This window comes from Streptomyces sp. S.PNR 29, from assembly GCF_030386795.1.
GTDB lineage: Bacteria > Actinomycetota > Actinomycetes > Streptomycetales > Streptomycetaceae > Streptomyces.
Genome location: NZ_JANUQM010000002.1, coordinates 898,920 through 911,348, shown reverse-complemented (window position 1 = coordinate 911,348; position 12,429 = coordinate 898,920). Strand labels below are relative to the sequence as shown.

General features: G+C 70.2%; 14 protein-coding genes. 8 read left to right on the top strand and 6 right to left on the bottom strand.

Translation table 11 applies throughout. From position 1 onward, the window contains the following. Window positions 1-127: 127 nt before the first annotated feature. The 5 genes from NW895_RS08825 (at window position 128) to NW895_RS08805 (ending at window position 5,292) form a co-directional block, all read left to right on the top strand. Window positions 128-814, top strand: coding sequence for a hypothetical protein (locus NW895_RS08825; protein ID WP_289934778.1), 687 nt, complete (start codon window positions 128-130; stop codon window positions 812-814). Window positions 815-820: 6 nt separating this feature from the next. Next, a complete protein-coding gene (locus NW895_RS08820; protein WP_289934777.1) occupies window positions 821-2,041 on the top strand; it encodes a hypothetical protein in 1,221 nt (406 codons plus the stop codon). A gap of 95 nt (window positions 2,042-2,136) precedes the next feature. Next, the gene (locus NW895_RS08815) at window positions 2,137-3,531 is read left to right on the top strand and encodes a cytochrome P450 (RefSeq protein WP_354670076.1); all 1,395 of its coding nucleotides are present in this window, start codon (window positions 2,137-2,139) and stop codon (window positions 3,529-3,531) included. Window positions 3,532-3,860: 329 nt separating this feature from the next. Further along, complete coding sequence (locus NW895_RS08810) at window positions 3,861-4,148, top strand: hypothetical protein (RefSeq protein WP_289934775.1); 288 nt, start codon at window positions 3,861-3,863, stop codon at window positions 4,146-4,148. A 172-nt stretch (window positions 4,149-4,320) separates the two neighbouring features. Continuing rightward, the gene (locus NW895_RS08805) at window positions 4,321-5,292 is read left to right on the top strand and encodes a hypothetical protein (RefSeq protein WP_289934774.1); all 972 of its coding nucleotides are present in this window, start codon (window positions 4,321-4,323) and stop codon (window positions 5,290-5,292) included. 79 nt (window positions 5,293-5,371) lie between these two features. Here the strand turns inward: NW895_RS08805 and NW895_RS08800 are convergent, their stop codons facing one another. Next, entirely contained in the window at window positions 5,372-6,088 is a 717-nt protein-coding gene (locus NW895_RS08800; RefSeq protein ID WP_289934773.1) for a hypothetical protein, read from the bottom strand. Window positions 6,089-6,387: 299 nt separating this feature from the next. On the opposite strand from NW895_RS08800, the gene NW895_RS08795 reads away from it, so the two are divergent. Together NW895_RS08795 and serB are read left to right on the top strand one after the other, a co-directional pair. Next, the gene (locus NW895_RS08795) at window positions 6,388-6,978 is read left to right on the top strand and encodes a hypothetical protein (RefSeq protein ID WP_289934772.1); all 591 of its coding nucleotides are present in this window, start codon (window positions 6,388-6,390) and stop codon (window positions 6,976-6,978) included. 226 nt (window positions 6,979-7,204) lie between these two features. Beyond that, entirely contained in the window at window positions 7,205-8,413 is a 1,209-nt protein-coding gene (serB, locus tag NW895_RS08790; RefSeq protein ID WP_289934771.1) for a phosphoserine phosphatase SerB, read from the top strand. A gap of 73 nt (window positions 8,414-8,486) precedes the next feature. Here the strand turns inward: serB and NW895_RS08785 are convergent, their stop codons facing one another. The 4 genes from NW895_RS08785 to NW895_RS08770 all read right to left on the bottom strand — a co-directional run bounded on the left by NW895_RS08785 (window position 8,487) and on the right by NW895_RS08770 (window position 11,184). Beyond that, the gene (locus NW895_RS08785) at window positions 8,487-9,005 is read right to left on the bottom strand and encodes a histidine phosphatase family protein (RefSeq protein ID WP_289934770.1); all 519 of its coding nucleotides are present in this window, start codon (window positions 9,003-9,005) and stop codon (window positions 8,487-8,489) included. 87 nt (window positions 9,006-9,092) lie between these two features. Next, a complete protein-coding gene (locus NW895_RS08780; RefSeq protein WP_289934769.1) occupies window positions 9,093-9,299 on the bottom strand; it encodes a hypothetical protein in 207 nt (68 codons plus the stop codon). A gap of 412 nt (window positions 9,300-9,711) precedes the next feature. After that, the gene (locus NW895_RS08775) at window positions 9,712-9,831 is read right to left on the bottom strand and encodes an SGM_5486 family transporter-associated protein (protein WP_289934768.1); all 120 of its coding nucleotides are present in this window, start codon (window positions 9,829-9,831) and stop codon (window positions 9,712-9,714) included. A 51-nt stretch (window positions 9,832-9,882) separates the two neighbouring features. Then, window positions 9,883-11,184, bottom strand: a complete 1,302-nt coding sequence (locus NW895_RS08770; protein WP_289934767.1) for a CynX/NimT family MFS transporter — start codon at window positions 11,182-11,184, stop codon at window positions 9,883-9,885. Window positions 11,185-11,266: 82 nt separating this feature from the next. On the opposite strand from NW895_RS08770, the gene NW895_RS08765 reads away from it, so the two are divergent. After that, complete coding sequence (locus NW895_RS08765; RefSeq protein ID WP_289934766.1) at window positions 11,267-11,959, top strand: FadR/GntR family transcriptional regulator; 693 nt, start codon at window positions 11,267-11,269, stop codon at window positions 11,957-11,959. Here NW895_RS08765 and NW895_RS08760 read toward each other — a convergent pair. Further along, window positions 11,937-12,293, bottom strand: a complete 357-nt coding sequence (locus NW895_RS08760; RefSeq protein ID WP_289934765.1) for a hypothetical protein — start codon at window positions 12,291-12,293, stop codon at window positions 11,937-11,939. The two genes, NW895_RS08765 and NW895_RS08760, sit on opposite strands and share 23 nt — an antisense overlap. Window positions 12,294-12,429 lie beyond the last annotated feature (136 nt).

The following is a 12,429-nucleotide window of genomic DNA, read 5'->3' as shown; positions in this document are numbered from 1 at the left end:
CGTGGACCGGCCGACGAGGAGCAGCGCGGCTCCGGCAGCGGACCTCCGGGGGCATCACTACACTCGCGGCACTGGCACGTCAGTGCCGTCCGTCGCCCAGTCCGAGGCCTGCTGATCCGCTATGGACGTGCCCTTCGCCGTCTCTGACCATACGGCCGCGGCTGCCCACCCTCCCCTCGGCGGGCACAGTCTCGCGCATGCGGTGCGGCTGTGGTGGGCCCGTCGGCGTGCGGTCCGTGTCGCCAAGAGACTCGGCCTGCGCCCCGATGAGGGCCTGCAGGCGATGGTCGAACGGATCGAGGCCCTGCGCGGGCAGACCGTCAAGGTCACCGTCGTACCGCTGCCGCGGACGACGACGGGCTTGTGCTGCTGCACAGACGACGCAAGCATCATCGTCGTCAACGAGGCTGCCGATCCCCTGCACCGCGTGTTGATCACGCTGCACGAACTCTGGCACCTGATCGAGGACTTACCGGATCCGGGACTGTGGACGCGCCTGTGGCGCCGCTGCATCACCGGGCCACTGGAGCGCTGCGGCATACGGCAGCCGAAAGAGGCGGCGTCGGTCTTCGGCGACCACTCCGTGTTCGACCTGGACAACCTCACGGATGTGCTGGACGCGCTGCCGCCGGAGCTGGTTCAGGCCGTCCTCGCCGAGCGACGGCAGGTGAGAATGCGCGGCGAGCACAATCACCGCCTCGACCCAGCCGAAGTGTTCGCCCGGCAGATGCTGCAGATGCTGGCCCTCGGGGAGGATGCCGACGGCACCGGATCCATCACCTCCTCGCTCGACCACCGCCGGATCGGCATCTGAGGGCCGATGCTGGAACCCGCCCTCACCGCAGCCAACTTGCTGATCTTCGCCGTGTGCTTCGCCGTCGGTACGGCCAAGGCGGCCGCCTCGCGAGCCGACCGCGACGCGACGCTGCGCATCACCGCTTCCGTACTGTTGTGGGCCTCGGTGGTGTATCTGCTGTCCGCCCCGGCCGTCTACCGCATGGCCGGCACCGCGGTCGGCTCCCCCAGCCTGCCCTCGCTGGTCGTGAACATCGCGATCCTGGTCTGCGTCGGACACGCCCACGCACTGACCCTGCTCTGGCATCCCCGACGGCGTGCCCCGGAGGCGCTGCGGCGATCGGTCGTCCTGTGGGTGCCGGTGTACGGGCTGGCGATCGCTTCGATGACCATGTTGTTCTGGCTGGCTGACCTGTCCGGCCCCGCCTTCCCGCTGTCCTTCGCCACGTCCTACGCCCATGTGCCCGCCGCCTGCGCCATGCAGATGGTGTATCTCGCCGCGCTGGTCACCGGTGTCGTCGCCACCGTGCGCCAGTGCCGTGGCCCCGACGGCGTCATCGCGCTGCCCGGGCGGCCCGAGCTTCAGGACAGCCTGCGCCTGTTCCAGTTCGCCGTCGGGCTGGATCTCGGCTACGTCGGGTGCACCGCCACAGCCGTCCTCGCCGCCTCGCAGGGGTACCACGCCCTCGACTTCCTGGCCGCTGTGGGCTCCATGGCCAGCAGCAGCAGCGCCTTGCTCGCGAGCTACGGCCTGGCCAAGCCCGCGCTCGCTGCCCGAGCAACCGAACGCGCCGACCACGACACTCTGATTCCGCTGTGGCAGACCGTCACCGGCAGCACCGAGTGGCCGCGGTCGACCTGGTGGAACCGCTACGCCCTGGTGGACATCCTCGCCGAGATCCTCGACGGCACCTACCGGCTCACCCCCTGGATGAGTCCGGCTGTCGCCCAGACCGTCGACGCGCTCGTCGAGTCCCGCTCCGACCGCGATGAGACCGATGGCGGCTCCTCCGGCAAGGACGGGATCGACGTGGCCTCGCTGAAGGCCGCTGCCCAGATCCGGTACGCACGGCAACGCCACGACGCCGCCGCTCAGTTGGGACTGCCCACCCCGGACGCCTCCGCCCACACGCCTCGAAGCACCACGGCGCCGAAGCATGAGCGCGCCCGCCAGGTCGGCATCGCCCGGCACTTGGACGACCCCCTGGTGGAGGAGGCCCTCGCCGCCCTCGATCGCGTGGCATGAATCAGCCGGTCCCGGCTCCCGGTGCCCGATGGCTGTCCGTGGCACACGCCACCCGCCGGTCAAGGATTGCGCACGGGAAGAGGCAGGGAAGCCATATGGCGCATGCGATCGGCTCGAAGGGAGCCCCCATGACGCACGTAGCGCCTCCCCCCATACCCAGGGCGGCAGGGTCGATGCCGTTCCTGGGTCACGCGATACCGCTCATGCGCGACAACCTCGGTTTCATCGCCTCGCTCCGCCGCGCCTACGGCGAACTCGTGGAAATCACGCTGCAGCCCGGCACCCGCACCATCATCGTTCAGGACCCCGAACTCATCCGCACCATGCTCGTCGACCTCGGCCCGAGTCTCGACAAGGGCCGCTTCTTCGAGAAGATGGGCCAGTTGCTCGGCGACTCCGTGGTCACCGCCGCCGGCAAGAACCACGTCCGCAAACGCCGCCAGCTCCAACCCGCCTTCGCTCGAGGCGAGATCGCCCGCTACGTCGACATCATGCGCGACGAGGTCACTGCCACCGTCGGCAGATGGAAGCCCGGCCAGGTCATCGACGTTCGCGAAGCGATGGTCGGGCTCAGCCTGGACATGCTCGCCAGAACCGTGTTCTGCGGCAGTCTCGACGACGCCACCTTCCGTCGGCTGCGGGAGGACCTGTCGGTGGTGATGAACGGCGTCGGTGCCCGCATCATGCTGCCCGACTGGACCGAGAGACTGCCCCTGCCCTTCAACCGCCGCTTCGACCGGGCGCGGGACGCCGTACGTGCCACCATCCACCGCGCCGTCGAGCGGTTGCAGGCCTCCGGACACGACACCGGTGACATGCTCTCCCTGCTGCTGCGTGCCCGGGACGAGGAGACGGGACAGCCGCTGACCGGGCACCAGATATGCTCCGAGATTCTCACCCTCGCCGTCGCCGGCACGGAGACCACCGCCTCGGTGCTGTCCTGGCTGCTGTACGAACTCGCCCGCCATCCCGACGTCGAGGCCCGCGTCCTGGCGGAACTCGACGAGGTGCTCGGCGAACGGCCCGTGGCCTTCCAGGACGTCGGCCGGCTCCCTTACCTGCGGCGCGTCATCGACGAAGTGCTGCGGCTGCACCACACCGGATGGCTCGTCACCCGCCGCACCATCACCGAGACGCGGCTGGGGCAGTGGACCCTGCCCGCAGGCACCGAACTGGCGTACTGCCAGCACGCGCTCCATCGCGACCCCCGCCTCTTCCCCGACCCCCTCACCTTCGACCCCGACCGGTGGGTGGAGAGCGAACAGCCGGCTCCCTCCGACGCGTTCCTCCCGTTCGGCGCCGGCAAGCATCAGTGCATCGGGGACCGGTTCGCCCTCACCGAGTTGATCACCGCGATCGCGACGATCGTCCGCACGGTGCGACTCGCCGTCACGGACACGAAGCCGGTTCGCCCGGTGGCGCGGGCCACCGTGCGCCCTCGGACGCTGCGGATGACGGTGCAACCGCGGCAGGAGGCGATCCACCCTTGACGTCGCCGCTTCCTGCCGGATCCCGATCACAGACCGGGATCCGGCAGGGCAGCATCGTTCACAATTATTGACACTTTGGTTCGGGATCCAGCAGGATCGGAGCCGACCGATGATCGCACCTGTGCGTGCGGGCTCGCCTGCTGGGCTGCGCGGAAGCCCACACCATGGCCCTTCGCGGCGGATCGCCGCCTCACAGCCTCTTGGCCATCCCTCGGGCGCGGCACCGCGGCATTGGAGGAGCAAGATGCAGCAGAGCAGTGCCGCCACCCATGATCTGGGCTGGGGTCCACGGAGGGACGCGTCGGCAGTCGGCCCTCACGGTGACATCCGTGGCTGAGCTGAGTGACGGGCCCTACTCGGAGGATGAGCTCACCGACCTTCGCCGCCTGATGACCGACTTATTGGCCAGATGCACCGAGACCTGCGACCGGTACGCGTCGGACGGTGAATGGCGCCCGTCCGCGGACGGAGTGATCGCGGAGCGCGAGGAGGTGCGAAGGGTGATAGCCGACCTCGCCCGCGCTCTGTCGCAGACGCGCCGTGGCTTGCGCCGTGTCGAGGACCGGGCTCGGCAACGCTCGTCCGATCAGGGACTCTCCCTCCTGCCGCGCTCCTGAGAAAGCCGCTGTGAGCGAGGCGGAGGCCGCCATCCAGGGTCGGCCTCCGCCACTCATGCACCTGCCGCCCCCCCCACTGGCAGCGCGGCAGGCCAAGTGCACTTTGTTCCATGAGGAGGAACACCACTCCATGTCCCGACCTCCGACTCGGGCCGCGCGCCTGCGCCACCCGATGGTGATCGCCGCCGGTGTCACCATGGTGATCACGCTGACCGCCTGCGATGCGGACAGCAGTGCGGCCGGCAGTCCCCCCACAGAAGCGAGTTCCGCACCGCAGACCGTGGTGTCGAAGCAGACGGCCCAGAAGCTCGTCGACACCTACGAGCGGATCAACAACCGTGCCAACAAGGCCCGGGACGAGAAGTTGCTGGCCACGGTCGAGGGAGGGCAGCTCAACGAGCAGAGCCGGGCCGACTACGAACAGTGGGCGACCATGTCGCAGAAGGAGCAGCAGAGGTACGCCTCACCGTTCCACTACACGAACCGCACGTACTACCTGCCGCGCTCGGGCAGCGCAACGTGGTTCGCGGTCAAGGCCGCCTCGACAGGAGGCACCAAGGACGAATCGATGCTGGTCTTCGACAGGATCGGTGGCGCCTACAAGCTGGTGGCCGCTGTGTACGCGGAAGACGAACCCATACCCGACATCGCCGTCGACCAGCGTGGTTTCGCCACCCCCGTCGACACATCACAGAAGGTCGGGGCACTCGCGCCGGACCGGCTCGGCCCGGCCCTTGCGGATCTGCTGGAGACGGGAGGGAAGAAGGAAGGGCGGCAGCTGGCCACCACGGAGGTCACCAAGGAGTCCGTCAAGGACCACCGCGAGCGCAACAAGGGTGAGGACGGCAGCTGGCGCACGTTGAACTATTTCTCCGCAAAGCCCGCGCATCCGAAAACCTACGCGCTGCGCCTGGCCGACGGCGGTGTGCTCTCCGTCTTCCCCTTCGCGTTCAACGCCGAGTTCCTGCACAAGCAGTACATGCACGGCGGCGTGATCATCCCGGGCAAAACGGAGGCGGTCTACAACGCGAAGCGACGGCCCGTGATCACGGACGAATACCAGGGACAGGCGATGGCCGTGCTGCCTGAGCAAGGCAAGCCGCAGGTGATCGCCCAGGAATACACGATGGTTGATTCGCGGTAGCCCCAGACCGGGCGCAGGGCCACCGTATTCGGGGGATGGCCCTGCGCCTGCCCTCTCCGCAGTCAGGCACTCGGGAGTGTCAGTCGCCGGTGTGGCGTCGACTGTCCGGGTCCGTGTTCAACACGCCGGCGTCCAGGAGAGCGGTCAGGATGTCGGTCATCGCGTCCGGGTCGCGACTGAGGTCCTCCGTGCTGCGTGCCGCGACTTTGGTGACACCGTGGGCGGCTGCGTCCGCCACCTTGGTGAGGATGCGCAGCTGCTGGACGATGGGGCGCAGACGCACGACCAGGGCTTCGCTCTCGGTGTAGGAGCAGAAACCCGGCAGGACGCCGAAGAAGCGTTCAATGCAGGCGAGGTTCTCCGGGCTCGGCCGGCGGCCTTCGTTGAAGATGTAGCTGAGAGTCGCCTTGCTGATCGTTCCGCCCTGCTTCTCAACGCCGCGAGCGATCTCGGAGAGGAAGTAGGGCCTCGGTCCGCGGCTGCGCCGCAGTCTCGTCTTCGTGCGCGTGCTGCGCAGGAAGACAAGGCGCTTGAGCCATCGTTCGCCGTCCTGGTCGCCGGCCGGTTCGGCGCCGTTGAGCAGCGCGGTGACCCGCTCGGCGGGCTCGATGCCCGTTTCGTAGCTGAGCCTCTGCGGGTCGAGAACATCTGCGAACTTGTCGCGGACCGTGAGCGGCATGCCCTGTTCGAGAGTGCGGAGTTCCCGGAGCAGTTCCGCGAGTTCCTCCTGCGAGGCCGCGGAATCTGCGGGGCGAGACGCGTCTCCCTTGGCCGTCTCGTCGGCGGGTTCGTTCACCTGTGCTCTCCGTGGCTGGGCCGGCGGGACTGGACGGGCTTGCTGAGGCTTGCGTCGGAGGGTGCCTCTGGCCATGGGGGTCTTTCAGAGATCGTAATGGCACGCATCCAACTACGCCACGATCGTTCATAATCATTGACACTTTGGCTCCGGGTGCCTCAGGATCGGAAGCGGCCGAAGAGGGAGGGACTCGTCAGTGAGAGCACCATGGCTTGCGGCAGGCACCGGGCGGCCGCCGGATGCGGTCCGCACGCAGAGTCCGGGCCCCGACATGCTCGTCCATGGAGCCGGTTCACCTCATGTCCGCTGACGTGAGCGTCGGCGTTCCCAGCGCCGACGGAACGTGTATCGCCGCGGCAGGCAAGGCCTGGGACGCGGTCAAGCTGCCGCGGGTACTCGGCGCGGCCGCACTGAGTTCACTGACCGGCAAACCGGGCGCCGTCGCCGTCTCCCCCGGGAACCGCAGCCTCTACTTTCTGGTCCGGCCCGGCTCAGCCACCGCCTGGAACCTGCCCCCGGCTGTGGCGCTCAGCTCGGCCAGCCACATCGCACTGCCCCCACCGCACCGGCAGCAGCCCCCGGGCCCCTACTGGCTGATCTCCCCTCGCACGAGGCGGCTCCACACGCACTCGGGTGAACTGCGCCGCGCCGTGGAGATCGCCCTGGGGCTGCGTCCGGGCCGGTCCGCCGCGGAGCAGCCGGACCTCGCCCACCTCACTGATGCACAGATCAGGGGAGCCCACTGCGCGATATGCCGCGCACCCCTGGGCCATGCCCGGAGGCTCGGCACGTTCTGGACCGGTGAAGGCGTACTGGCAGAGCCGACCGAGCTCTGGGCATGCGATCCGGCCTGCGGCCTCCCGCCCTCCACCTCGGCCCAGTCGCAGTAAGCGGTTCCCGGCGCCGCGGCGAACGCGAAACGGGCAGACCGGCGCAATGCAGCGCCGGTCCCCCGGTCGGCGGAGTGCGCCCGACCGTGCGGGCCGGCACCGCCGCACCCGCCCGGCCGCGGGGAAACGTAAGGCGCGCGCCACCAGCGCGACACCCACTGTTCCGTGTCCGCTGGACGGACCTCGGGGGCGGAACGAACGGGGTGCCGGATAACGTGGGAATACCATGAGCGCATTGCAGACCTCCGAGGTCCCCACTCTCCTCGTCAAGATTTTCGGCAAGGACAGGCCGGGCATCACGGCCGGCCTCTTCGAGACCCTCGCCGCCTACTCCGTCGACGTGGTCGACATCGAGCAGGTCGTCACCCGTGGCCGGATGGTGCTGTGCGCGCTCGTGACCGAGCCGCCCCGCGGGCTGGAGGGCGAGCTGCGGGCGACCGTCCACAGCTGGGCGGAGTCGATGAGGATGCAGGCGGAGATCATCTCCGGCATCGGCGACAACCTGCCCCGAGGGCTCGGCCGCTCCCTGGTCACCGTGCTCGGCCACCCGCTCACCGCTGAGGCGACGGCATCGATCGCCTCCAAGATCACCAAGGTCGGCGGCAACATCGACCGGATCTTCCGGCTGGCCAAGTACCCGGTCACGGCGGTCGAGTTCGCGGTGTCCGGCGTGGAGACCGAGCCCCTGCGCACCGCCCTGGTGACGGACGCGGCGGCGCTCGGTGTGGACGTCGCGGTCGTCGCGGCCGGGCTGCACCGGCGGGCGCAGCGTCTGGTCGTGATGGACGTGGACTCCACGCTCATCCAGGACGAGGTGATCGAGCTCTTCGCGGCGCACGCCGGCTGCGAGGACAAGGTCGCCGAGGTGACGGCGGCGGCCATGCGGGGGGAGCTGGACTTCGAGCAGTCGCTGCACGCGCGCGTGGCGCTGCTGGAGGGGCTGGACGCCTCGGTGGTGGAGAAGGTGCGCAGCGAGGTGCGGCTGACGCCCGGTGCGCGCACCCTGATCCGTACGCTGAAGCGGCTCGGTTACCAGGTCGGTGTCGTCTCAGGTGGGTTCACGCAGGTCACCGATGATCTCAGGGAACGGCTCGGCCTCGACTTCGCGCAAGCGAACACGCTGGAGATCGTCGACGGGAAGCTGACGGGCCGGGTCACCGGCGAGATCGTGGACCGGGCGGGCAAGGCGCGGCTGCTGCGCCGGTTCGCCGCGGAGGCGGGCGTGCCGCTGTCGCAGACCGTGGCGATCGGTGACGGCGCCAACGACCTGGACATGCTGAACGCGGCGGGTCTCGGGGTCGCCTTCAACGCCAAGCCGGTGGTGCGCGAGGCGGCGCACACGGCGGTGAACGTGCCGTTCCTGGACACGGTCCTGTATCTGCTGGGCATCACCCGCGAGGAGGTCGAGGCGGCGGACACGCTCGACCAGCAGTGAGTCCCGCCCGGCGCTCTCCGTGCGAAAGGGGCCCGGCACCTGCGCGGTGCCGGGCCCCTTTCGCACGGTCGGGTCAGTCGGACGGCGCCCAGTAGTCGAGCAGTGTGCCCACGCCGGGTTCCAGGGTCTTCCAGGAGCCGGAGAAGGACAGGACGGCGAAGGCGGCGGCCGGGAAGCCGCGGCGGGCCATTCTGTCGCGGGCGTCGCCCTCGGCGGAGCCGGCCAGGATGTCGGCGAGGCCGTGCACGCCGGGGTTGTGGCCGACGAGGAGGACGTTCTGCGCGTCGTCCGCGGTCTCGTTGAGCACGGCGATCAGCTCGCCGGGCGAGGCCTCGTAGATCCGCTCCTCGTAGACGGTTTTCGGCCGCTGTGGGAACTCGTGGACGGCCAGCTTCCAGGTCTCCCGGGTCCGGGTCGCGGTGGAGCACAGGGCCAGATCGAAGGGGATGCCGGTGTCGGCCAGCCTGCGTCCGGCCTCTGTGGCGTCCTTGCGGCCCCGCTCAGCGAGCGGTCGCTCGTGGTCGGTCACCTGTGGCCAGTCGGCTTTCGCATGCCGGAAGAGGACAATCCTGCGGGGTTCTGCGACGCTCATGGAACCCAGCTTCGCATGAAACAGGCCATCGAGCGCAGGGAGTTGACATGCGGCTTCACCGATGAAAGAGGCATCGGACGTCCCCTCCTAGCGTGCGGCCAGCTGTTGCACCCGCTCGAAGAGGTGGGTGATCGCGGGGTCGCCCGCGGTCGCCTGCGCGTGGGACGGGTTGAGTATCAGCGTCAGCAGCGTGATGAAGGCGAGCGCGGGCAGGGCGAGGGCCCACCAGGGCAGCCGGATGTCGACGCCGCCCCGGGGCGCCGGGTGGGGCCGGGTGTGCGTACGGGCCGACATGCTGCCTCCGCGGGTCTTCGAGTGGTCCGTGGTCCCCGTGTCCGCCTCTCGCGGCCACGACTCGAAGGTACGGAACCCGGGGGCCCCGGCCCATCCGGTGATCCACCCACTTGACCCTGACCCTCACCCCCTAGGGGGTGTCCGTAAAGTCGCGTCGTTCGCCCGGAGGGCGGGCCCTGCGGCGTCCGGTGCGTGCTCTGGGGGTACCCCCTGCTCGAAGAGCTTGGGGGAGTGCCGGGCGAATGCCCGCGTACTGGTCGTACTCGGGGGTTCGCCCGGTGCGGCGAGTGGGGGTCCCCCCTGCTCGAAGAGCTTGGGGGAGCGTGCCGGGCGTCGCGGGGCAGGCGCGACTTTGCGGACACCCCCTAGGGGATGGGGGGCCAGCCCCACCTCGACCCCTGCGGGGGCGTGGTCACGGTGAGGCGATCGAGGCGATGACGCCGATGATGATGAAGATCGCGAAGAACGTGCCGAAGACGAGCAGCATCTTCTTCTGGCTGTGCTGAGGGTTCGGATCGAGCACTGGTGGCATACGGCAAGTCTCGCACCCCTCGCCCGTGGGGGCTCCGCCGGGTCCCGGGTGTCAGCGGGCCGCCTCGTCCTCCACGGTCCGGTCGCGCCCCGCCAGGACACCCACCAGCATCTGCGGGATCATCAGACCGGTCATGAGCGCGATCGGCAGGCCCCACCCGCCGCTGTGCTGGTAGAGCACGCCCACCAGGAGGGGCCCCGGGATGGAGATCAGGTAGCCGGCGCTCTGGGCGAAGGCCGACAGCTGGGCCACGCCCGCGCCCGTCCGGGCCCGCATCCCCACCATGGTGAGGGCGAGCGGGAAGGCGCAGTTGGAGACGCCGAGCAGCACGGCCCAGGCCCAGGCGCCGCCGGCCGGCGCGAAGTACAGGCCCGCGTAGCCTGCGAGGCCGCAGACGCCGAGTGCGAGGACGATCGGGCCCTGGTGGGGCAGCCGGGTGGCGAGGCGCGGGATGACGAAGGCCAGCGGTACGCCCATCACCATGGTGACGGCGAGCAGCAGCCCGGCCGTGCCCGCGGGCACGCCCGCGTCCCGGAAGATCTGCGCCATCCAGCCCATGGTGATGTAGGCGGCGGTGGCCTGGAGGCCGAAGAAGACGGCGAGCGCCCAGGCCGTACGGCTCCGGGTGATCCGCAGCGCGGGCGGCTCCTCGCGCGCGGGAGTCACGGTCGACGGCTCGGCGGGCCCCGCCGCCCGGTCCCGTACGAACGGAATCCACGGCACCACGGCAGCCGCCGCGAGGGCCGCCCACACCGCGAGGCCGGGCTGCCAGCCGCCGCCCAGCGCGTCGGTCAGGGGCACCGTCACGGCGGCCGCGAGCGAGGTGCCGAGGGCGAGGGCCATCGAGTACAGGCCGGTCATGGAACCGACACGGTCGGGGAACCAGCGCTTGACGATGACGGGCATCAGCACGTTGCTGACCGCGATGCCCATGAGCGCGAGGGCACTGGCGGCCAGGAAGCCCGCCGTGCCGCCGGTGTACGGGCGTATGAGCAGGCCCGTGGCGATGGCGACCATGCCGGCGCAGACCACCGCGCCGGCCCCGAAGCGGCGGGCGAGCCGCGGGGCGGTGACACCGAAGACGGCGAAGCAGAGCGGGGGCACGGAGGTGAGCAGTCCGGCCACGCTGCCGCTCATGCCGAGCCCGTCGCGGACCTCCTCAAGGAGCGCGCCGAGGCTGGTGATGGCGGGGCGGAGGTTCAGGGCGGACAGCACGATGCCGACGACGAGCAGGCGCACGGCCCACGCGCGCGTGGCGGGTTCCCCGGAGTTCCGGGTCTCGTGGGCGGACGAGTTCGGTGCGGTCGTGGACGCGAGCGTCCGGGTTTCCTCGCTAGCCATGGGGCCCATCATAGAATCATAGGATGATTGGTGGTCGAGTCTGGAGCGACGGCCTCGGCTGTCGGCTGCCGCAGTCTCCGTGCGAAGGTGTGCCATGCCTCTGAGCCATGCCCGCCGTTCGGCGCTCTCCGAGCAGGTCATCGCCGCGCTGCGGCACCAGATCGCCTCGGGCGAGTGGCCGGTCGGCTCCCGTATCCCGACCGAGCCCGAGCTGGTCGAGCAACTCGGCGTCGCCCGCAACACGGTCCGCGAGGCCGTCCGCGCGCTGGCCCACAACGGCCTGCTGGACATCCGCCAGGGCTCCGGCACCTACGTGGTGGCGACCAGTGAGCTGGCGGGTGTGATGCACCGCCGTTTCGCGGACGCCGACCCCCGGCACATCGCCGAGCTCCGCTCCACGCTGGAGTCGGCCGCCGCCAAGCTGGCCGCCGAGCGGCGCACGGAGAAGGACCTCAAGCAGCTCGACGCGCTGCTGCTGCGCCGGGAGGAGGCCTGGGAGTCGGGGGACGCGGAGGCGTTCGTGACGGCGGACTCGACCTTCCACCTGGCCGTCGTGGCCGCGTCCCACAACGACGTGATGTCGGCGATGTACGCGGACCTGGGCGAGGTCCTGCGGGACTGGCTGCGCGACGACGTCGGCGGGGAGCTGACGCCGGAGACGTACATGGAGCACACCCGGCTGGTCGACGCGATCCGCGCGGGCGACGCCGAGACGGCGGCGAGGGAGGCGGCGGGCTATCCCCTGGCGTGCCGTCCCGGCCGGTTCAGCTCGCCTTCCGGTGGCTGACCCACACCGAGCCGACCTCCTTCCAGCAGCGCCCGGTCAGCCGCACGGTCTGCGCGGGCTCGGCGTCCACCGGGGAGCCGTCGCTGTCGATGTCCCACCAGCGGGCGCACTCGATGTGCAGACGCACGCGGTCGGTGTCCGGATAGGGGTTGTGGCAGTAGGCGGTCACCTGGGAGCCGGTGGTCCGGATCCAGCACGTGGCGCCGAAGAGCTCCGCCGGCCGCGGCCCGGTCTTTCCGGCGGGCACGCGCGCGTGGGGCATCGCCTGGTACGGCACGGACATCACGAGGGCGACGGCGAAGGTCGCTGAGGCCAGGCTGCGAGACAGGTACACAAGGGGACCTCCTCGGCCGTGCTGGGGAGGGAAACGCGTGGGGGGACGCCCACTCCAGAGTGCCCGGTCGCCGCACTCCCCCGCCCGGCCGGGTGAGCCGAACGAGTGATGCGCCAAGGGCCCGCACCCGGCAGGA